Source organism: Paenibacillus phoenicis (assembly GCF_034718895.1).
In the GTDB taxonomy this organism is placed as follows: domain Bacteria; phylum Bacillota; class Bacilli; order Paenibacillales; family Paenibacillaceae; genus Fontibacillus; species Fontibacillus phoenicis.
In genome coordinates, this window is sequence record NZ_JAYERP010000001.1 from 3,915,001 (window position 1) to 3,936,129 (window position 21,129).

At 54.0% G+C, this 21,129-nt stretch carries 18 protein-coding genes, 8 tRNA genes, 1 rRNA gene and 1 pseudogene (1 of these 28 only partly in view); 26 read left to right on the forward strand and 2 right to left on the reverse strand.

Going from position 1 to position 21,129, the window contains the following annotated elements; genetic code table 11:
• The 15 genes from U9M73_RS18575 to U9M73_RS18645 all read left to right on the forward strand — a co-directional run.
• Positions 1-1,074: ribosomal RNA gene (locus U9M73_RS18575) — 23S ribosomal RNA — on the forward strand (it extends 1,985 nt beyond the left edge of the window).
• A gap of 142 nt (positions 1,075-1,216) precedes the next feature.
• Positions 1,217-1,308 (forward strand) — tRNA-Ser (locus U9M73_RS18580).
• A gap of 19 nt (positions 1,309-1,327) precedes the next feature.
• A tRNA-Met gene (locus U9M73_RS18585) sits at positions 1,328-1,404 on the forward strand.
• 9 nt (positions 1,405-1,413) lie between these two features.
• Positions 1,414-1,489, forward strand: a tRNA-Val gene (locus U9M73_RS18590).
• A gap of 34 nt (positions 1,490-1,523) precedes the next feature.
• A tRNA-Thr gene (locus tag U9M73_RS18595) sits at positions 1,524-1,599 on the forward strand.
• Positions 1,600-1,608: 9 nt separating this feature from the next.
• Positions 1,609-1,685 (forward strand) — tRNA-Asp (locus U9M73_RS18600).
• 83 nt (positions 1,686-1,768) lie between these two features.
• A tRNA-Phe gene (locus tag U9M73_RS18605) sits at positions 1,769-1,841 on the forward strand.
• 52 nt (positions 1,842-1,893) lie between these two features.
• Positions 1,894-1,979: transfer RNA gene (locus U9M73_RS18610), tRNA-Tyr, on the forward strand.
• Between the two features lie 8 nt (positions 1,980-1,987).
• Positions 1,988-2,060: transfer RNA gene (locus tag U9M73_RS18615), tRNA-Lys, on the forward strand.
• Between the two features lie 133 nt (positions 2,061-2,193).
• Complete coding sequence (locus U9M73_RS18620; RefSeq protein ID WP_260071494.1) at positions 2,194-3,294, forward strand: PucR family transcriptional regulator; 1,101 nt, start codon at positions 2,194-2,196, stop codon at positions 3,292-3,294.
• 136 nt (positions 3,295-3,430) lie between these two features.
• Positions 3,431-4,552: an ABC transporter ATP-binding protein gene (locus tag U9M73_RS18625; RefSeq protein ID WP_009225032.1), complete on the forward strand. Its 1,122-nt coding sequence runs from the start codon at positions 3,431-3,433 to the stop codon at positions 4,550-4,552.
• 254 nt (positions 4,553-4,806) lie between these two features.
• Complete coding sequence (hprK, locus tag U9M73_RS18630; protein WP_009225031.1) at positions 4,807-5,748, forward strand: HPr(Ser) kinase/phosphatase; 942 nt, start codon at positions 4,807-4,809, stop codon at positions 5,746-5,748.
• Positions 5,749-5,759: 11 nt separating this feature from the next.
• Positions 5,760-6,800 carry a prolipoprotein diacylglyceryl transferase gene (gene lgt, locus U9M73_RS18635; RefSeq protein ID WP_323078489.1) on the forward strand — a complete coding sequence of 347 codons (1,041 nt, stop codon included), beginning with the start codon at positions 5,760-5,762 and terminating at the stop codon, positions 6,798-6,800.
• 7 nt (positions 6,801-6,807) lie between these two features.
• The gene (gene ppaX / locus U9M73_RS18640) at positions 6,808-7,461 is read left to right on the forward strand and encodes a pyrophosphatase PpaX (protein ID WP_323078491.1); all 654 of its coding nucleotides are present in this window, start codon (positions 6,808-6,810) and stop codon (positions 7,459-7,461) included.
• Complete coding sequence (locus tag U9M73_RS18645; protein ID WP_009225028.1) at positions 7,458-7,946, forward strand: acyltransferase; 489 nt, start codon at positions 7,458-7,460, stop codon at positions 7,944-7,946. Before ppaX ends, U9M73_RS18645 begins: the two co-directional genes overlap by 4 nt.
• 415 nt (positions 7,947-8,361) lie before the next feature.
• Here the strand turns inward: U9M73_RS18645 and U9M73_RS18650 are convergent, their stop codons facing one another.
• Both U9M73_RS18650 and U9M73_RS18655 read right to left on the reverse strand, forming a co-directional pair.
• Positions 8,362-9,753: a DUF4179 domain-containing protein gene (locus tag U9M73_RS18650; protein WP_323078494.1), complete on the reverse strand. Its 1,392-nt coding sequence runs from the start codon at positions 9,751-9,753 to the stop codon at positions 8,362-8,364.
• Positions 9,746-10,292, reverse strand: a pseudogene (locus U9M73_RS18655) (sigma-70 family RNA polymerase sigma factor). Before U9M73_RS18655 ends, U9M73_RS18650 begins: the two are co-directional and overlap by 8 nt.
• Positions 10,293-10,487: 195 nt before the next feature.
• Between U9M73_RS18655 and U9M73_RS18660 the strand changes: the two are divergent.
• The 11 genes from U9M73_RS18660 to U9M73_RS18710 all read left to right on the forward strand — a co-directional run bounded on the left by U9M73_RS18660 (position 10,488) and on the right by U9M73_RS18710 (position 21,087).
• The gene (locus U9M73_RS18660; RefSeq protein WP_323078496.1) at positions 10,488-11,705 is read left to right on the forward strand and encodes an acyltransferase; all 1,218 of its coding nucleotides are present in this window, start codon (positions 10,488-10,490) and stop codon (positions 11,703-11,705) included.
• Positions 11,706-11,958: 253 nt separating this feature from the next.
• Entirely contained in the window at positions 11,959-13,158 is a 1,200-nt protein-coding gene (locus U9M73_RS18665; protein WP_323078499.1) for an ATP phosphoribosyltransferase regulatory subunit, read from the forward strand.
• A 60-nt stretch (positions 13,159-13,218) separates the two neighbouring features.
• Positions 13,219-13,839: an ATP phosphoribosyltransferase gene (gene hisG, locus U9M73_RS18670; RefSeq protein WP_397376636.1), complete on the forward strand. Its 621-nt coding sequence runs from the start codon at positions 13,219-13,221 to the stop codon at positions 13,837-13,839.
• A 66-nt stretch (positions 13,840-13,905) separates the two neighbouring features.
• Positions 13,906-15,219, forward strand: coding sequence for a histidinol dehydrogenase (gene hisD / locus U9M73_RS18675; RefSeq protein WP_323079165.1), 1,314 nt, complete (start codon positions 13,906-13,908; stop codon positions 15,217-15,219).
• Positions 15,203-15,817 carry an imidazoleglycerol-phosphate dehydratase HisB gene (gene hisB, locus U9M73_RS18680; RefSeq protein WP_323078502.1) on the forward strand — a complete coding sequence of 205 codons (615 nt, stop codon included), beginning with the start codon at positions 15,203-15,205 and terminating at the stop codon, positions 15,815-15,817. The genes hisD and hisB overlap by 17 nt, the downstream gene beginning before the upstream one ends.
• Positions 15,818-15,820: 3 nt before the next feature.
• Positions 15,821-16,444: an imidazole glycerol phosphate synthase subunit HisH gene (gene hisH / locus U9M73_RS18685; protein WP_260071487.1), complete on the forward strand. Its 624-nt coding sequence runs from the start codon at positions 15,821-15,823 to the stop codon at positions 16,442-16,444.
• A 490-nt stretch (positions 16,445-16,934) separates the two neighbouring features.
• A complete protein-coding gene (hisA, locus tag U9M73_RS18690; RefSeq protein ID WP_260071486.1) occupies positions 16,935-17,678 on the forward strand; it encodes a 1-(5-phosphoribosyl)-5-[(5-phosphoribosylamino)methylideneamino]imidazole-4-carboxamide isomerase in 744 nt (247 codons plus the stop codon).
• Positions 17,679-17,726: 48 nt separating this feature from the next.
• The gene (gene hisF, locus U9M73_RS18695) at positions 17,727-18,485 is read left to right on the forward strand and encodes an imidazole glycerol phosphate synthase subunit HisF (protein WP_260071485.1); all 759 of its coding nucleotides are present in this window, start codon (positions 17,727-17,729) and stop codon (positions 18,483-18,485) included.
• Positions 18,482-19,177: a bifunctional phosphoribosyl-AMP cyclohydrolase/phosphoribosyl-ATP diphosphatase HisIE gene (hisIE, locus tag U9M73_RS18700; RefSeq protein ID WP_009225017.1), complete on the forward strand. Its 696-nt coding sequence runs from the start codon at positions 18,482-18,484 to the stop codon at positions 19,175-19,177. The genes hisF and hisIE overlap by 4 nt, the downstream gene beginning before the upstream one ends.
• Positions 19,178-19,194: 17 nt before the next feature.
• Positions 19,195-20,025, forward strand: a complete 831-nt coding sequence (gene hisJ / locus U9M73_RS18705) for a histidinol-phosphatase HisJ (protein WP_323078506.1) — start codon at positions 19,195-19,197, stop codon at positions 20,023-20,025.
• 114 nt (positions 20,026-20,139) lie between these two features.
• Entirely contained in the window at positions 20,140-21,087 is a 948-nt protein-coding gene (locus tag U9M73_RS18710) for a ribose-phosphate diphosphokinase (protein WP_009225015.1), read from the forward strand.
• The last annotated feature ends 42 nt before the right edge of the window (positions 21,088-21,129 follow it).

Below are 21,129 nucleotides of genomic sequence, written 5' to 3' on the forward strand. Positions count from 1 at the left end.
ACGGGCTGACGCCTGCCCGGTGCTGGAAGGTTAAGGGGAGCGGTTAGGGTTTAGCCCGAAGCTGTGAACCGAAGCCCCAGTAAACGGCGGCCGTAACTATAACGGTCCTAAGGTAGCGAAATTCCTTGTCAGGTAAATTCTGACCCGCACGAATGGCGTAACGACTTGGGCGCTGTCTCAACGAGAGATCCGGTGAAATTTTAATACCTGTGAAGATGCAGGTTACCCGCGACAAGACGGAAAGACCCCATGGAGCTTTACTGCAGCTTGATATTGGACTTGGATACGATTTGTACAGGATAGGTGGGAGCCTAGGAAGCCGGAGCGCCAGCTTCGGTGGAGGCGCCGTTGGGATACCACCCTGATCGTATCTAGGTTCTAACCTGGTGCCGTGATCCGGTACGGGGACAGTGTCAGGTGGGCAGTTTGACTGGGGCGGTCGCCTCCTAAAGAGTAACGGAGGCGCCCCAAGGTTCCCTCAGAATGGTTGGAAATCATTCGAAGAGTGCAAAGGCAGAAGGGAGCTTGACTGCGAGACTGACAAGTCGAGCAGGGACGAAAGTCGGGCTTAGTGATCCGGTGGTACCGCATGGAAGGGCCATCGCTCAACGGATAAAAGCTACCCTGGGGATAACAGGCTTATCTCCCCCAAGAGTCCACATCGACGGGGAGGTTTGGCACCTCGATGTCGGCTCATCGCATCCTGGGGCTGAAGTAGGTCCCAAGGGTTGGGCTGTTCGCCCATTAAAGCGGTACGCGAGCTGGGTTCAGAACGTCGTGAGACAGTTCGGTCCCTATCTGTCGTGGGCGTAGGAAATTTGAGAGGAGCTGTCCTTAGTACGAGAGGACCGGGATGGACGCACCGCTGGTGTACCAGTTGTTCCGCCAGGAGCACAGCTGGGTAGCTAAGTGCGGACGGGATAAGCGCTGAAAGCATCTAAGCGTGAAGCCCCCCTCAAGATGAGATTTCCCCGTATGTAAGACCCCTTGAAGACGACAAGGTTGATAGGCCTGAGGTGGAAGTGCCGTAAGGCATGGAGCTGACAGGTACTAATCGGTCGAGGGCTTATCCAAAATTCACCCCAAAAAGTGAAGCGGAGGCTTCGGAGAGTACACCGAGTACTTTTCGGGGACCCCGGGAACTGAATAGGGGCTAAAATGCAAATCTAGTTTCGTATCCAGTTTTCAAGGATTAAACCTTGATTTTTTATGGTTTGGAGAGATACCCAAGTGGCTATAAGGGGACCCTCTGCTAAGGGGTTAGACTGCGTAAGCGGTGCGAGGGTTCGAATCCCTCTCTCTCCGCCATTTGTACAAGCTTATCTGTGGCGGCGTAGCTCAGCTGGCTAGAGCGTACGGTTCATACCCGTGAGGTCGGGGGTTCGATCCCCTCCGCCGCTACCATAACATTTCGGAGGCTTAGCTCAGCTGGGAGAGCATCTGCCTTACAAGCAGAGGGTCGGGGGTTCGATCCCCTCAGCCTCCACCATGATCTTTACTTGAAACATCATAGTTTACACCGTGCCGGTGTAGCTCAATTGGTAGAGCAACTGACTTGTAATCAGTAGGTTGGGGGTTCAAGTCCTCTCGCCGGCACCATTTTCTTGCGGAGCCGTGGTGTAGAGGCCTAACATGCCTGCCTGTCACGCAGGAGACCGCGGGTTCGAATCCCGTCGGCTCCGCCATTTATTTGAATATTTCCACCGTAAAGTGGGAAAGTGTTCAACTTCACCGCTTTATTTTTTTGGGATTTTACCGTGTAATTTATGGCTCGGTAGCTCAGTTGGTAGAGCAGAGGACTGAAAATCCTCGTGTCGGCGGTTCGATTCCGTCCCGAGCCACTTTTATGCTTCCAGCATCATATTGGACTGAACTGGACAGCATAATTCATATGGAGGCTTAGCGAAGTGGCCAAACGCAGCAGACTGTAAATCTGTTCTCTGACGAGTTCGGTGGTTCGAATCCATCAGCCTCCACCAGTTTTTATGAGCCATTAGCTCAGTTGGTAGAGCACCTGACTTTTAATCAGGGTGTCGAAGGTTCGAGTCCTTCATGGCTCATGATCAAAGCCGTTAACCTTAGGGTTGACGGCTTTTTTGCGCTTAAGGCAGGACGAGGAGTTCGGTTTGCTTCGGCGGTTATGATAAAATGAGTCTAATGAACTCGAAAACGCATGGAAAGAAAGGCTACGCTATGGAGATCAAATTGCTAAAGCAACAAGTGGAGAGCGTCATCGGTACGTCGCTGTCGGAGAGCGTTTGGGAGGCAAAGGACTGGAACGATGTTGTTAGAGCAGCGAATTCCTCGGAGCCCGGGCCATATCGCGTGGACGAACGATGGGTATGGTTCGTGGAACATCAACAAGGAAGCGTACGCGTACTTGAATCGGAGGCTGCCACAGTAACGGAGTCTGAGGCCCGATTGATTCAAATGCTCCTGACTGCTGCCCGAGAAACGGCAACCCCCTCACCTAACTTGAAGCGGGAGGATGAGATGCGCAGCATCCAGCTGGGCGAATGGCTGGAGGAGCGTTTGGAGCAAGGGGAGCTGACCCAGCCGCTGCCTGATCACTTGACCTTGAAGGTGAAGCTCAAGGGAAGGATGTTGCCCTTTTTGCTGAATTGGGAAAGTTCGGGGCAAGGACAGGCCATTTCATTTTCGAAGCTGAACAAGCTGTTGAAGAGTTACTTCGGAGGCGAAGTGATCCTGGCTCCGCTAAAAGAAGCTTGGCTGATTCTGCTGGGCGAAGAGCTGTTTATGAGCCTGCGGGAGGAGAGCGAAGAGGCGGCGGAAACGGAACGTGACTTGATGGCAGCTTTATGCCAAGGCTTATACGAGCTTGTGACGAACGAATGGGTTGGAGGATTTCACCTTACGGTCGGAAGTGCCTTAATTGCTGAGACCGAATTGGTCTCCGCCACGTTGTTCTTGCGTCAGACGTTGGCCCTCGGCCGGATGTTTAATGTAACGGCCCCCATCCATTTTCCCTGGGAGCTGAGGCTGGAGCGGCTGGTGTACAGCATACCGGAGGAGCAACGTCGGCAATTTGCTTTGGAGCTTGGGGATCGCGCAGATTTGCTGCAGGATGAGGAGATACGGACCACGTTGGAGACGTTTTTTGCGTTGGATTGCAATGTGAGTGAAACCGCGAAACGGCTATATATTCACCGAAACACGTTATTATACCGGATAGATAAATTCAAACAGGAAACTGGGCTGGATGTAAGAACGTTTAACGACGCGGTTTTGGTCAAGTTGGAACTGCTATTGTATAAAGTGACGAAAAGGCCTTAAGATTTTTGTGCAGTTTGTGGATGGATGGGCAGCCCCCTATCGTCTAATATATAAATATAAAATGTATCCGATTTCATAAAAGTCATAGAACCAATACCCTAATACCACCAAATTTAAGTAATGGGAGGACGAAGACATGGCAGGCGTACGTTTAGAACACATTTACAAAAAATACCCGGGTGCTGCTAAAGCAACCGTAGAAGACATCAACCTCGATATCAAGGATAAGGAATTCCTCGTACTGGTAGGACCTTCCGGTTGCGGTAAATCCACAACGCTTCGGATGATCGCTGGTTTGGAGGAAATTACCGAAGGTAAATTGTACATCGGCGACCGCGTCGTAAACGACGTTGCTCCGAAAGACCGCGACATCGCGATGGTATTCCAATCCTACGCGCTGTATCCGCACATGAACGTATATCAAAACATGGCGTTCGGTTTGAAACTTCGTAAAGTGAAGAAAGACGAAATCGACCGTCGCGTTCGCGAAGCGGCAAAAATCCTCGACATCGAGCATTTGCTGGATCGCAAACCGAAAGCTCTTTCCGGTGGTCAACGTCAACGGGTTGCCTTGGGCCGCGCCATTGTCCGCGATCCTCAAGTGTTCCTGATGGACGAACCGCTTTCCAACTTGGATGCTAAGCTGCGCGGTCAAATGCGCGCGGAAATCACGAAACTGGTTAAACGTCTGGAAACGACTTGCATCTACGTAACACACGACCAAATCGAAGCTATGACGATGGGTGACCGGATCGTCGTTATGCATGACGGTATCATCCAACAAGCTGCTTCTCCAGAAGAGCTGTACAACCAACCAGGCAACATCTTCGTAGCTGGCTTTATCGGTTCGCCTACGATGAACTTCGTCAACGGTACTTTGGTGGAAGAAGCGGGCACCGTTCGTTTCAAAGCTACCAACATGGACGTTGTTGTGCCTCAAGGCAAAGCAACGATCCTGAGAGACAAAGGCTACATCGGCAAAGACGTTATCATGGGTATTCGTCCTGAGGACATCCATGAAGAGCCAGTGTTCCTGGAAGCTTCGCCGCAAACGACATTTACTGCTAACGTGTATCTGACGGAAAACCTGGGTCACGAAATGCAATTGTACCTGAACGGTGCAGGCAGCGACGGTTTGATCGCTCGTGTGGACGGCCGTTCCAATACACGTGAAGGCGACAACGTTAAACTGGCGATCGATATGAACAAAATTCATATCTTCGACAAAGAAACAGAACGCAACGTGTTCTTCAGCTAATCCGTTAAGCGATGAAGAAACCGCCCTTCGGGGCGGTTTTTTTTTAATCGGGAGCAAGAAGCGGCAGTTGGACGATCCCTGGGTGGCACTCGGCCCAATGATTGATTTACGTGACAATTTCCTATACGATGAATACATTAAGTGATCTCGTACAAAGATGAATAAATGCCAATAAGGCAGCTGATATCGGAGCCGGAGCCCGTTGTTGACGGGCAGCCTCATTTTGAATGCCGGCAGGGGAAAGGAAGAGCACCATGGCTAAAAAAGTGAAAGTATCCGAATTAGTGAACCAATTCGGGCTCGAGGTGGTTTCCGGAGAGCAGGGTTTAAAACGTGCGATCACGGTCGACGATTTGTATCGTCCGGGCCTGGAGATGGCCGGGTATTTTGAATACCATCCGCCGGAGCGCGTTCAGATTCTGGGGAAAACGGAGCTGGCCTTCTTCGAGATGCTTCCAGAGAAGGAACGGAAAGATCGGATGGAACGGCTATGCAGCAGCGAGGAGACGCCCTGCATCATCGTCACCCGCTCTTGGAAGGTTCCAGAGGAACTGATTGAGATCAGTTCAGAGAAGCAGATTCCGGTCCTTCGCAGCAGTATGGCGACGACGATCCTGTCGAGCCGGATCACCAGTTTCCTAGAACGGAAGCTGGCACCAACCGCAACGATTCACGGGGTCCTTGTTGACGTCTATGGCGTTGGGATGCTGATTACCGGCAGCAGCGGGATCGGGAAGAGTGAAACGGCACTTGAGCTGGTTAAGCGCGGTCACCGCCTGATTGCGGACGATGCCGTAGAAATCCGACAAACGTCGGATAACCAATTACACGGTACGGCACCTGAACTCATTCGCCACCTGCTGGAAATCCGCGGTGTGGGGATCATTAACGTCATGACGTTGTTTGGTGCCGGGGCCATCCGCAACAACAAGCGAATTTCGTTGGTCGTGAGACTGGAAGCCTGGCAACAAGAGAAGCAGTATGACCGATTAGGTCTGGATGAAGAGACAACGCGGATTATCGATACTGATGTGCCGCTGGTGACGATCCCGGTACGTCCTGGACGGAACTTGGCCGTGATTATCGAGGTAGCCGCGATGAACTTCCGTTTAAAGCGAATGGGGTATAACGCCGCGCTGCAGTTTACGACAAAACTGACCGAAACGATTTCGGAAGATATCGACGATTTGGAGTAGGAGCGTGAACGATGGGCACTTTGTTATTAGACCCGATCGCTTTTTCCATCGGGGGCTTGAAAGTACACTGGTATGGCCTAATTTTGGGCTGTGCTGCATTGGTCGGCCTTCTGTTTGCCGTATGGGAAGGGAAGCGGTTTCGCATCCCTCAGGAATTTTTTATGGACTTGCTGTTATTGGGGGTGCCGTCGGCGATTGTCGCCGCGCGGATTTATTACGTCGCGTTTATGTGGGACGATTACAAAGATAACTTCTGGGACGTATTTAAAATCTGGAACGGCGGTATCGCCATTTACGGGGCGCTGATCGGCGCGATCATCTGCGCGGTGATCTTTGTTCGGCGCCGCGGTTATAACTTCTGGCGTATCGCTGATATCTGCGCGCCTTCACTGATTGTGGGACAGATGATTGGACGCTGGGGGAACTTCGTTAACCAGGAAGCCTACGGCGGACCAACAACGGAAAGCTTCCTTCGCGACAACCTGCATTTGCCTTCGTTTATCGTTAATCAAATGAACGTGCAGGGGACATTCCATCACCCGACGTTTTTGTATGAATCGTTGTGGAACTTGGTGGGCTTGATCTTGCTGATGATTTTGCGCAGACAGAAATTTTTGCGCGCGGGGGAATTGTTCGCCTCGTATTTCATCTGGTATTCGGTCGGACGGTTCTTCATTGAAGCGTTGCGGACGGACAGCTTGGCGTTCCAGGGAGCTTCCTGGCTGGCGTCGTTCGTAAACGGATTATGGACGCCAATGACCTGGCTCGGCTTCAAACAGGGATATTTGGCGCCGTCTTACGGCAACGTCCGCATTTCCCAGCTGCTTGCCTTGGGCATTGTGATTGCGGCGATCATCTTCATTATCGTACGTCGCAGTACCGTTCGTGACCTGCCGTATTATAGTGACCCTATTACGTCTACGAAAGTCGCCGCAGCAGATGCTTTGCCGGTAACGGCCGGAGCGGCTGAATCCGAGAAGGCGGAGTTGTCTAATACGGAGGAATCGCCCTTGGAGGAGTTGGCGGAAGCGCCGGAAGACAAGAAGGAGTAACAGCCACATGATAAACACCGTGTTATTTGATCTCGATGGAACGATCATCGATACCAATGAACTGATCATTACGACCTTTCTGCATGTCATCGAAAAGCATGGCTTCAAACCGCGCACGCGGGAAGAAATCATCCCGCACATGGGATTGACGTTGGAGCGCCAGTTGCAAGTGTTCTCGGGCCGTGAGGATGTGGTGGATCTGGTGGCAGATTACCGAAAATATAATCGGGAACGCCATGATGAACTGGTCCGTGAATTTCCGCAGGTGAAAGAAGTGATCTCCGATTTGCACGAACGGGGGATCACAATGGGGATTGTCACGACGAAGATTAAGGAGACCACGATGCTCGCCTTAAACATGTTCGGGTTGAAGCCGTATATGAAATCGATCGTTACGGTGGAGGACGTGAGGCATCCCAAGCCGCATCCAGAGCCGATTCTGACGGCGTTGCAAGAGCTGGGCGCTGACCCGGCGCACACGCTGATGGTGGGCGATAGTGCAGCCGATCTGCAATGCGCGAAGGCGGCGGGTGTGCAGGCGGCCGGTGTAGCCTGGTCGTTAAAAGGCGAGGCGGTGCTGCGTCAGTATAATCCGGATTACATCCTCCAAGAGATGAAAGATCTCTATGGGATCCTAGGCTTGGAGCCGGTGAGATCGTGAGACGAGTTAAGCGTTATCCGGTTGAAGGACCCAACGCACTCTGGCAGTTGTACCGGACGGTAAGCCCGTGGAAGGGCGTCCGGAACTTTATTTTTATCCAAATCGCCCGGTATTGCCCGATATTATCGCTGAAGAATGCCATCTACCGTCGGGTTCTCGGCATGAAGGTAGGCGAGCATACCGCGTTTGGGTTGATGGTGATGGTGGATGTGTTTTTCCCGGAGCTGATTACGGTTGGACGCAATTCGGTGATCGGGTACAACACGACGATTCTCGCCCATGAGTATTTGATCAAGGAATACCGCTTGGGTGAGGTGCGGATCGGCGATGAGGTGATGATCGGTGCGAACAGCACGATCCTCCCGGGCGTGACCATCGGAGACGGGGCGGTCGTCGCCGCCGGATCGGTGGTACATAAGGACGTGGCTCCGGGCGCGTTTGTCGGCGGCAACCCGCTGCGGGTGCTGGAGCGGAAGAATCCCTAGTTGATGCAGGCATGCCTCATGTCATCAGGAGCCCGATGTGGCCCAACCCACATCTGCTGATGCGCTAACGCTGATCAGGAGCGCTATTGTGACGATTTTGGTGCGATGAAACTTCTAACGACGCTGAGCAGCGCTATTTCGAAGAAAACACTTGATTTCGGCAGCAGAATGGAACAATAAGCATGGTGGTCAGCGTTAGAATCGTAAAACGTTGATTTTGGCTGATATAAGCTTTGTGGTAAGCGTTAGATGCTAAGCTGCCGTTCCTCTGTCTGGGGCAATCGAAGTCCGAAGGCATGAGGTGCGGCGACGATGTCGCGGAGTAAATCTGAAAGTCTACGCGGCAGCTACGGACACCAGCGTAAAAAAGCGGTCCTGAGCCCGGCAATTTGCCGGATGGGACCGCTTTTGTGTGTTACTTTAGAGGGATTTTGAATTCTTGGGGTTTGTAGGAGCTGTCGAAGTCTTCCATTATGGTAATGTGCAAGGGCTGGACATAATCGCGTTTCTCTATTTTGAAGCGAATCGTTTCGTTGTCCCCATCCAGTGAATACATGGGAGAGTGCTCATCTTGAAGGATACGATAAACGGATTTGGCTTGATTGTCGTTGAAGTACTCGTCCACGGTATAAGGCTTACTTAAATGATTATCCGGAGTTGGGTTCATATGGAGAACCAATTCGATGACATTTTCGTGTTCAAGTACCTCCACTTGTTTGACGGACGGATCAGGAATGAAAAGCTGCTCCTTATCTGCATCTACCCACAGGCTAAAGGATCTCTGTTTCAAAGGATAGACGCCAAAATTATCAATTTCGAGTGTCATTTCTTTCCAATCCTTGTCATAGATACTCTCAAATTCAAGTCCGGTAAGAAACGCATCGGTAGATCCCTTCTGATAATCATAGATCAGGCTTCGTAGCGGGGCATACCGTCGGAATTCTGCTTCGCCTTCTCCACCTAAATATAGTTTGGCTTTAACAGGTTGGGACATCCATTGATTCACGCTCTTCTGAGGCTTGAACAGGATCGTCGTACTCAACGGGCGGATAACTATTTGATCAATCGTTAATGATTGGCCGTAGATAGTCGCGATTTGGTTAACTGGAACGGTCTTCTTCATTCTGGTATAAGGTCGGCTGTTCCATTCAATTGGTATTTGGCTGATAGGCTTCTCGTTGGATTCCTCCGTACCTACGGATAACACCAGACGATTCGGTGCATCGGGATCTTCGATATTTAATGTGTACTTTAAATGGGTGACAGAGCCGACGGGATACGTACCAACGGGAAGAAACACAGGTAAATGATCAAATGTATTTCCATGAGCATCTAATAGCCACAAATGAATGTCGTTATCGAGTTTTTTTCGAAGGGTATAAAACACCACGACTGTCCTTCCATCCGCCAAAACACCATCAACAGTGACCTTCGTTCCCTCCACTTCCGTTGACTTCCCGATAGGTTGGTACAATCCGTGTTCGGCGGCTCGTTCCATCTCGGAGGTCATCAAGGCATCTACATAACTTGGGATCGCATCGGTAGAACTCGCGGTAGTGGTTATTGAACCGACAAGAGGTATTCCGCCATGCCAGATGAATAACATCAGCATACAAACCGCGATCACCCCGGCAGTTCCAGAGATCCATGCCCACCCTCGGTGCACACGCCATCTGCTACGGAGGCTTCGCCCCTGTTCTAGACCACGCTGGATCGCAGCGTCCAGTTTCTCGTCTAGGATTTGCTTCTCGGCCAGACGGATCCCATCAAAATAACGGGCAAGCTGGTCTTCCTCCCGATCAACCATAATACAATTCACCTCCCACATGCATATGGCGGCGAAGCTGCTTGAGGCCCTGATGCAGCCAGGTCTTAACCGTCCCCTCCGGACAGTCCAACACCCGGGCAATCTCCGTTAAGGTCATGTCTTGATAATACTTCAAGGTGAGGACATGGCGATATTTTGGCTTAAGCTGGTCCAGCGCGGAGTCCAGATCCATTTTGAACACGCTCACCATTTCTCCGTTTGTTTGCATGCGCTCTGCCACGTACGGAAGAACCCGTTTCCGCCGTTTCAATTCGTCGATGCAGCAATGAATCAAAATTCGGATCAGCCATGGAATAAAAGCCTCAGGGTTCCTTTAAGCGCCGACATTTGATCCAGGCCTTGCACACCGTTTCCTGGATGGCCTCCAGAGCGTCCGATTCATTGCGTAAATAGCTGTAAGCAATGCCGTAGAGCTTACGCCGGTGCAGGGATATTAACTGATAAAAGGCTTGTTCGTCTCCGCTGCAGGCAGCGGCAGCCCATTCTCTCTCTTCCAATTCGGGCTCCTTCCTTCCCATGTAAAATGCAGCGAAACAGGGTTACCGGCCGGTAATTTGATTCCCTATGTAAAGACGGCCAAGAAGGCCAAACGGTTTTATGATCGTCCAACTTTTGGTATAGTGAAGAGAGTGCTAGAGAAACTTTTCTCAAGCCCAGACGTCTAGTAGTACATAAATCAGGCTTCTTCTTAATTATGAACAGGGGTTGGTTGAGTGAGCAAGGTGGTCAAGGAACGTTTGCCGCAGCTGGACATCTTTCGCGCGTTAGCGATCTTCAGCGTCATCCAGGTGCACGCTTCATCGTTCGCGGCGGCAGAACAAGCGCTGAATTCACCGGTCTACTACTTTTATAATTGGATGAACATTTTCTTTAAAATCGGCACCCCGTCGTTTATCCTTCTCAGCAGTTTCGTCCTTTTTTACAATTATTACGATCAGCCGATTAGTCGCAAGCTGGTAAGCAAATTCTACAAGAAGCGTCTGACCTATATCATCTTGCCCTATCTACTGGTCTCCTGTTGTTATTTCATGTTAATAGCTATTTACCGCAACGATTTTGTCAATAACTCCAAGATGTATGAATTGAAGTCGCTGGGGACGGCACTGCTGACCGGCACGGCCTACACCCACCTCTACTTCGTATTTATCAGCATTCAGTTCTACCTGTTGTTCCCGCTCTTCTTGTGGTTATTCCAGTCCTTCCGGAATCGCCGCTTCTTGCTTGCGCTTATTTTACCTTTTGGTCTTGCGCTGCAGTGGGGCTTCGTATTCTGGAACAAATATCAGCTGCATCTGCCGAATAAAGGGAGCTACGCACTGAGCTATATGGGGTATTACATGTTAGGTGCGGTGCTGGCGATTTTCTTCAGCAAACTTAAGGGTTGGCTGAATACGGACTGGAAGGAAATGACCAAATCCCAAAAGGGATGGACCGCCGCGTTGTGGATCGGATGGCTGGCCGTTGCCTTCGTTCATGTCCAGATCTGGTATTTATACCGCCAAGGTTATGCTTCTCCCAACACCTTATGGTTTGAATTGTTATGGAACGTTCACACGATGTTCTCGGCGTTAGTGCTGCTCAAGGCGGCATTTTACATTCAGAGAAAAGGCTCGGCCTTCTGGGTTCGGACGCTGACCCGGGTGGGTGAGCTCTCCTTCGGGATCTATTTGTTTCATCCCGTCGTGTTGTTCGCGTACCGGCTCTTCTGGAATGAACAACGGCTGCCCGGTGCTTCCTATGGCTACCTGATTTATATCATCGTCGGTTCCCTGGCAGCTCTATTTCTTTCGTGGGGGTTCGTGCAGTTGTGCTTCCGGCGGCTGCCGTTTGCCGCGTGGTTTCTGGGGAGTGTACCGGCTTCCTTACGCAAAAATAAACCGTCCGGACCGCAGGAAAGCGGACAAAGTCCATCCGTTGGCGCAAATACGTAACTTCGATCAGTTGAACCGGTCCGGGCGTACCCGGCCGGTTTTTTTGTATGGATCGAGAGATCGCAAGGGTTTTGACCCTCGCTTGGGGAATACTGTAGGGCAGGCTAAATCGAGAAGTCGACCGGGGAGAAGCAATTGACGGTCTAAAAGGAATTATGATAAAATTGGGCTACTCTTTAATTTGGTAGTATGGTAGTACTTTAATATAATAAAGAAATTTCACATAAGAGAGAAAAACGGTGAGGTGAAACAATTGTCGAAACCAAAAGGCTTTGAAAAACCGGCGGGTGTCCGCGATTATCTGCCTTTTGCCGTGGATAAGTTGCGGGCGATCGAACGGCGTGTGCTGGATTGCATGGCCGGCTGGGGATACCGGCAAATCATGACGCCTACGATGGAATATTACGATACCGTGGGCGTAGCCAGCTCGACGTCGGATCAGAAGCTGTTTAAATTGTTAAATAACCGGGGGACCACGATGGTACTCCGTTCCGATATGACGGCACCTATCGCCCGAGTCGTCGCTTCGTTGTTGAAGGAAGAGCCGTTGCCGCTTCGCTTGTCGTATCACGCTAACGTATTTCGGGCGATCGAGGAAGAGGCGGGACGGGAAGCGGAGTTTTATCAAACCGGGGTTGAATTGGTAGGAGATGATTCTCCGGATGCGGACGCCGAGGTGATCGCCTTGGCAGTGGCCTCGCTGCAGGCTGCGGGCGTGAAATCATTTAAGATCGCTGTCGGGCATGTCGGCTTCCTGAACGGTTTGCTGGAGGACGCGGTCCCGGGACGGGAAGATATTCAAGAGGCTTTAAAGGCTGGGCTACTGCATCGCGATTTTGTAGGTTATCGGGAAACACTCTCCCAGTTGTCTCTCTCGCAAGAGCAGCGTGACGAGCTCGAAGGGATTCTCCGTCTGCGCGGCGGGAAAGAAATCTGCGGCCAAGCACTGGAGCTGAGCCGCAATCCCTTGGCCCAATCCTCGGTTCAACATCTGAGCCAGGTGTGGGATGCCTTGGAGGATTTTGGCGTGGCCGAACATGTGATGATCGACCTGACGATGATTGGAGATTTCTCCTACTATACGGGGATGACGTTTGAGGGTTATGCCGCAGAGCTGGGTTTCCCGGTGTGCAGCGGCGGGCGGTATGACAATCTGCTGCAGCAGTTCGGACGACCTTCGCCGGCTACGGGATTCTCACTGAAGACGAACCGGATTCTCGACGGAGTCGGCGGGCTGGAGACGGAACCGGAGCTGCCGGTGGTGCTGCAATATGATGTGCCGAACCGGAAACGGGCGTTTGCTGAAGCGGAGCGGCTGCGCAGTGAAGGCTGCAGCGTGCTAATGCGCCGTGCGGAGGGGCCGGAGGATCTGCTCAGTGCGCCGGAGTCGGTGCGGAAGGCGGGGCCGCTGGGACCGGCATACGGCGATATCCTGACGTTTGTCAGCTTTTGAGTGAAGGCAGCTGCCTGAAAAGGAGGGCACAATCCATTGAAACAAATTATTAAAGTCGCTATGCCCAAGGGGCGTATTTATAAAAAAGCTTCCGCCTTGTTCCGCGAGGCGGGAATCGAGATCCCAGACGATGTGGATGAAACGCGCAAGCTGGTCATTCCGCTTCCGGACATCGGCATGGAGTTCATTCTCGCGAAGCCGGTAGACGTGCCGACTTACGTGGAATACGGGGTAGCTGATATCGGGATCGTTGGCAAAGACGTACTGATGGAGGAAAATCGAGACGTCTACGAGCTGCTTGACCTGGGCATCGCTCGTTGCCGCATGTCAGTTATTGCGCTGCCGGATTGGAAGCCGGGGATTCAACAGCGGGTCGCAACGAAGTATCCGAACGTAGCGTCGCAGTTCTTCCGCGAGCACGGGCAGCAGGTTGAGGTCATTAAGCTGAACGGCTCGATTGAGCTGGCGCCGCTCATCGGCCTTGCCGACCGGATCGTCGATATGGTGGAGACCGGGCAGACGCTGAAGGAGAACGGATTGGTTGAGTTGGAGAAGATCTTTGACATCACCAGCCGTTTAGTTGCGAACCGTGTCAGCTATCGGATGAAAAACGCTGAAATTCAGGCCGTGTGTGATGCGCTGAGCAAGGTGATTCAACGGGATGAAGTCTCGCAGGCTTGAGATTGAGGCAGGTTAAGGCAGATACGAGAACTTATAAGGATGAAGAAAGCAGGGGGATGCCGGATGATGAAACTAATATCGGCACAGGATTTTGATTTGCGGCGGGAAGCGGAATACGGCTCACCGGAGCAAAACGAAGCGGTGAAAGCGATCGTCCAAGCGGTGAAAGCGGAAGGGGACGCGGCCTTGCTCCGGTACACGGAGCAGTTTGACGGCATGAAGTTGGAGGCGTCCGGGCTGCGCGTGACGAAGGAGGAGCTGGAAGCGGCGTATGCGGCCGTGGAGCCGACGTTCGTGACGGCGATCCGGGGGGCGGCCGAGAACATCCGGGCGTTCCACGCCCGGCAGAAGCGCAACTCCTGGATGGATTTGCAGCCGGACGGGAGCTTGCTGGGACAAATCATCCGACCGTTAAAGCGGGTCGGCGTGTACGTTCCCGGCGGGAAGGCGGCCTACCCGTCTTCCGTGCTCATGAACGTGATTCCCGCACAGGTGGCCGGCGTGCCGGAGATCGTGATGGTGACGCCGCCGGCGACGGGCGGCAAAGCCGGGATCGACCCGTACATCCTCGTGGCCGCAGCGGAAGCCGGCGTACACGAGATCTATCGGGTCGGCGGGGCCCAAGCGATTGCGGCGCTCGCTTATGGCACGGACGCGATCCGGCCCGTTGATAAGATCTGCGGGCCGGGGAACATTTACGTCGCGCTGGCTAAACGCGAAGTATACGGTGTCGTCGATATCGACAGTATCGCCGGTCCTAGTGAAATCGCCGTGCTGGCCGATGACAGCGCCGATCCCGCCTATGTGGCGGCGGATCTGCTGTCCCAGGCCGAACACGACGAGATGGCGTCGGCGATCCTCGTGACGCCGTCGGAGGCGTTTGCGAAGGCGTGCCAGGCCGAGATGGAGCGGCAGCTGGCCGCGCTGCCGCGCAAGGCGATCGCCGGAGCTTCGATCGAGCGCTACGGCGCGATCATTCTCGTCGATACGGTGGAAGCCGGGATCGACGTGATTAATCAGCTGGCGCCGGAGCATTTTGAGCTGATCGTGGACAATCCGATGAGCTATCTGGGGCAGGTGGAAAATGCCGGGGCGATTTTCCTCGGACCGTACAGCTCGGAGCCGGTGGGGGATTATTTTGCCGGTCCGAACCATATCATTCCGACCAACGGCACGGCGAGATTCTCGTCACCGGTGGATGTGGACGATTTTATTAAGAAATCAAGTCTGATTTACTATAGCAAGGAAGCGCTGCTGGAGAACGGAGCAACCATTATGGAGCTGGCGCGGCGGGAAGGGCTGGAAGGCCATGCCCGGGCGATCGAAATCCGGCTGCAGCAAGAAGGAAAGGCGGGGAACGAAGATGGCAGGCAACAATAACGGGGGAGCGGTGCCACGCCAAGCGAGCATCAGCCGCACAACGAACGAAACGGACATTCAACTGACCTTTGCGGTGGATGGGAGCGGGAACGCGCAGTTGGAGACGGACGTGCCTTTTTTGAACCACATGCTGGATTTGTTCACGAAGCACGGACATTTTGATCTCTCGGTTCAGGCGCGCGGCGATATCGAAATCGACGACCATCACACGGTGGAGGATATCGGTATCTGTCTTGGTCAGGTGATCCGGGAGGCGCTAGGCGATAAAAAAGGGATCAAACGTTATTCCAGCGTGTTTATTCCGATGGACGAGGCGTTGGCGCAAGTGGTGATTGACGTCAGCAACCGTCCGCATTTCGAATACCGGGCGGAGTATCCTTCGGACCGGGTGGGCAGCTTTGACGTTCAGCTTGTCCATGAGTTTCTGTGGAAGCTGGCGCTGGAGGCGCGGATTACGCTACACGTGATCGTGCACTATGGCCAGAACACGCATCACATGATCGAGGCGGTGTTCAAAGCGCTCGGACGGGCGCTTGACGAGGCGACGAGCATTGACCCGCGCGTCAGCGGGGTGCCGTCGACGAAGGGAGTGCTGTAGCCGATGAAGATTGCCATCGTCGATTACGGGATGGGCAACCTGCACAGCGTGAGCAAGGCGGTGGAGCGCCTCGGCTACGTAGGTACAATTACCGGGGACGAGGCGCAGATTCTGGCGGCGGACGGCGTACTGCTGCCGGGCGTCGGGGCTTTTGGCGACGCGATGAAGCATCTGCGCGCGTCAGGCCTGGACGCCGTGGTACGGCAGGCGGCCGCTGGAGGCACACCGCTGCTCGGCATCTGCCTCGGGATGCAGCTGCTCTTCGGCGAGAGCGAAGAGCATGGGCGGAACGAGGGGCTGGGCTTGCTGCCGGGCCGAGCGGTGCGGTTTGCGGGCACCGACGGGTACAAGGTGCCGCATATGGGCTGGAACCGGCTGTCGTTCCTGCAGCCGGAGAACCCGCTGCTCGCCGGGCTGGAAGAGGGACATGTGTACTTCGTCCACTCTTATCACGTGTTGGCGGAGCAGCCGGGGGATGTGCTGGCCGTGACCGACTACGGCCATCCGGTGACCGCCATCGTCGGCCGCGGCAACGTCTTCGGGATGCAATTCCATCCCGAAAAGAGCGGCGAGCTCGGGATGGCGTTGCTGCGCAATTTCCTGGCGCTGGTGGAGCGGCAGGGATAAAGCTGCGAGATCGACGCGCATGATGCAGGTAAGCGCCAGCTAGATGCGATGAAGCGTCCGGTGTGCTTGGAGCGTTTGATGGTTGGGGGCGAATGGCGTACTGGTTGCACACGAAGCGCCCCCCGACGCAACTGCCAGCGGCGAACGCGGCTTCGCATGGAGCCATTCGAGGGTAGCGGTAATTTATGGCCTTATTTTTGCAGGTAGACAGGCTTAGCGGAGGATTAGCGGTAAAAAGTGGCGTTATTATGGAGCAAATCGCTCGAGTGCTGGGGTTTTGGCTGAAATAGCGCCTTGAAATACCGTTATTTTCACTGAGTGGCATGATTGCGTTGAAATAACGCCATAAATTACCGCTATTTTGAAACGGGATATGTAGCTTTGACACGGAGCATTACGCACCATTACGGAATATAACGGGGCAGTGCGGAGCATTCAAACATTCATTTAACGTAGTCTTTAACCATGAACGGCGGGAGGTAGGAACATCATGTCATCTTTTATTATTTATCCGGCTATCGACATTCGCGGCGGAAAGTGTGTGCGGCTGGTCCAAGGCGATTATGATCGTGAAACGGTGTATAACGCGAACCCGGTTGAGGTGGCCCGTTCTTGGGAAGCCCAAGGCGGGTCGTTTATCCATTTGGTCGATTTAGACGGCGCGAAGGCGGGGCATCCGGTCAATGATGAGCTGATCGGAGAGATCGCTCGCACCGTACAGGTGCCGGTCCAGGTTGGCGGCGGCCTGCGCACGCTGGATGACGTTAAGCGGCTGTTGTCGCTTGGCGTGAGCCGGGTCATTCTAGGTACGGCGGCGATTGAGGACCGGGCGTTCACTGAGGCGGTGCTGGGCACCTACGGCGATAAAGTCGCGATCGGCATCGATGCCCGAAACGGCTTCGTCGCGACGCGCGGTTGGCTGGAAACCTCCGAGGTTCAGGCGGAAGTGTTAGCGAAGGAACTCGCGGCCAAAGGGGCGGAGACGTTTATCTTCACCGATATCTCCCGTGACGGGATGATGCAAGGGCCTAACGTTGAGGCGATTTTGTCTCTGGCCCAGGCGTCCGGCAAGACGGTAATTGCCTCCGGCGGCGTCACGGTGCAGGACGATTTGCTGCGCCTCGCTGCCCACAGAGATCAAGGCATCGGCGGAGCTATCGTTGGCAAGGCGCTGTACACGGGGAATATTGATTTGGCTCAGGCGATCGAGGCGATTGGAGCTTTGAATCGTTGATCTCGAAATCAACGAATAGACGAATTACGGAAAGGAAGTCGAACCAGCATGCTCGCAAAGCGAATTATTCCCTGTCTGGACGTGAAGGACGGGCGGGTCGTCAAAGGCGTGAATTTTGTGAAACTGCGCGATGCCGGTGATCCGGTGGAGCTGGCCGCGTTGTATGATCGCGAGGGGGCGGATGAGCTCGTCTTTCTGGACATTTCCGCATCGCATGAAGGCCGGGCAACCATGATCGAGGTGGTGAAGCAAACGGCCGGCGAAATCGCCATCCCGTTTACGGTGGGCGGCGGGATCTCCCAGGTGGAGGATATGAAGCGCCTTCTCCGGGCCGGGGCCGATAAGATCGGCATCAATACGGCGGCGGTCGTTAATCCAGAGCTGATCTCGGACGGGGCACGCCGTTTTGGCTCCCAATGCATCGTTGTGGCTGTAGATGCCAAATATAACGCCGAGTGGGGCGAATGGGAAGTGTACACCCACGGAGGACGCAAACCGACGGGCATCCGTGCGCTGGAGTGGGTACGGGAAGCCGAGAAACGGGGCGCCGGGGAAATTCTGCTGACGAGCATGGACGCCGACGGCACCAAGGACGGGTTTGATCTGCCGCTGACCAGCGCGGTCAGCCGGGCGGTAGGCATTCCGGTCATCGCCTCGGGCGGGGCGGGGAAGACGGAAGATTTTTACGAGGTATTTACCGAAGGATATGCGGATGCGGCGTTGGCGGCGACGATTTTTCACTATAAAGAAATTGCCATACCGGATTTGAAACAGGAGTTAAAAGCCAAAGGGGTGGAGATACGATGACCGCAGAAAATCAACAGACCCTGCAACTCTCGCTTCCGATCGAAGCGTTGGAGCAGACGGTGAAGTGGGATGCAGCCGGTCTTGTGCCGGCCATTGTCCAGGATGCGCGCAGCAAGGAAGTGCTAATGCTGGCCTACATGAACCGCGAGTCGCTGCGCAAATCGGTGGAAACCGGCCAGACGTGGTTCTGGAGCCGGTCGCGCGCGGAGCTGTGGAATAAAGGGGCGACCTCCGGCAACACGCAGCAGATCACGGCCTTGAAGTATGATTGTGACGGCGATACGCTGCTCGTTGAGGTCATTGCGAACGGGCCGGCTTGCCACACGGGAGAGCCTACGTGCTTCTATCGCACGGCTGCTGCTGCCTCTACGGGATCGGGGAGCGGTGCCGATGAACGGTTCAAGGTGCTGGCTGAGCTGGAGCAGTTGATTGCGGAGCGTTATACCGAGCGTCCCGAAGGGGCGTACACCACGTATTTGTTTGAAAAAGGTCTCGATAAAATCCTCAAAAAGGTCGGCGAAGAAACCGCCGAGTCAATTATCGCAGCCAAAAACGGCGATAACGATGAGCTGCGTTACGAAGTCAGCGACCTGATCTACCATCTGCTGGTGTTGCTGCGTGAGCGCAATTTGCCGCTGGATGAAATTATGCAGGAGCTGGAGCGGCGTCATGAGCGGCCGCGGCGTGACTAAAGCGGAGGGGTGAAAAGATGCTGATCGACTACCATACCCATCATGAACGCTGTGGTCATGCCGTTGGCGCACTGGAGGATTACATCCGCCGAGGGATCGAGATCGGGTTGTCCCAGCTGGGCGTCTCTGACCATATGCCGCTGCTGCATGTGGATCCGGCTGCCTATTATCCGGAAATGGCAATGCCGATGGAGGAGCTGCCGCGGTACGTGGAGGAGGCTTTTCGCCTGAAGGAAAAATACCGCGGGCAGATCGATGTACGCGTCGGCCTGGAAGGCGATTATATCGAAGGCTGGGAGGAGCAAATCGAACGCATCATCACAGCATATCCGTGGGATTATGTGATCGGTTCGGTGCATTTTCTCGGGGAATGGGATGTATCGGATTTCCGCCAGGTCCACAACTGGGAAGGCAAGGATGTGTTCGCGGTATATGCGCAATACTATGATGCCGTGACCAAAGCGGCGCAAACCGGGTTTTACGATTTCCTTGGCCACCTCGACGTCATTAAGCGGTTTGGGTACAAGCCCGGGCCGGAGCTGGAGCAAGAGACGATTGAGCTGGAGCGGCGGGCCTTGGCTGCCGTGAAAGAAGCCGGGATCGCGATCGAGCTTAATGCCTCGGGACTGTCGAAGCCTTGTGCGGAGATGTTCCCTAGCGAGCGGATCTTGCAGGCGGCCATCGAGATGGGGATCCCGCTGACGGTGGGGTCGGATGCCCATGATCCCCAGAAGCTGAGCGAACATTTGGATCAAGCGCGAACGCTGCTGTATAAACTGGGAGTGCGGGAGTTGGCGACGTTCAAGGGACGTCGGCGGACGATGATTCCTTTGGAAGCAGATAAGTAAGAGCCCCAAAGCCATGGCTGGAAATTGCTGGACGCCCCGATCGAATCCATGTACGATAATAGTGTAGGGATGTCCAAGTCTTAAATGTCATAAATAAGGATTCGGGAGGATGTTATGGAAGCCAAAATGCGCATGTTTTCCGGTTCGTCCAATCCGAAGCTGGTATCGGATATCTGCAGTCGACTCGGGATCGAACCCGGGAAGGTGAAATTGTCGCGCTTCAAAAGCGGAGAAATTTATGTGCATTATGAGGAAAGTATCCGTAATTATGACGTATTTCTCGTACAGTCGCTATCCCATCCGATTAATGAGATGTTCGTCGAGCTCCTGGTGATGATCGATGCGGCCAAGCGGGCTTCCGCCCGCACGGTGAACGTCATCATGCCTTATTACGGCTACGCCCGGCAGGAGCGTAAATCCGCGCCGCGGGAACCGATTTCGGCTAAGCTGCTCGCTGATGTGCTGACGACGGCTGGGGCGAGTCGGGTCGTGACGATCGATTTGCACGCGCCGGCGATTCAGGGCTTCTTCAACATTCCGGTCGATCATCTGACCGCGTTAGACTTGATGACCGATTACCTGCGGGCCCAGCAGATTCCGAATCCCGTGATCGTCTCGCCGGATGCGGGACGGGCCTCGATGGCGGAGAAGCTGGCCAACGGACTGGACTCGCCGTTTGCCATCATGATTAAGAAGCGTCCCGCGCACAACCAGTCGGTGATCACGCATGTGATCGGCGACGTGGCCGGGCATACGCCGATTATCATCGAGGATTTGATCGACACTGGCTCCACCATTGTAAACGTTGTCGAAGGGTTAAAGGAACGGGGCGCGGAGGACGCCTATGTGTGCGCAACGCACGGGCTCTTCTCGGACAATGCCCTGGAGAAGCTGAAGCATCCCAATATCCGGCAAGTGGTCGTCACCGATTCGATCGCGCAGCCGGAGCTGCATTCGCCCCATGTGCAGGTGCTCTCTGTAGCGCCGATGTTGGCTCGGGCGACGCAGTTTATTCTAGAGGGCGGTTCGATTGCCGCTTTGTTCAAAGATCGAGGCATTTAGAAGTCCAACATCATTCAAGTAAAAAGCCAAGCCGCTGAAGAA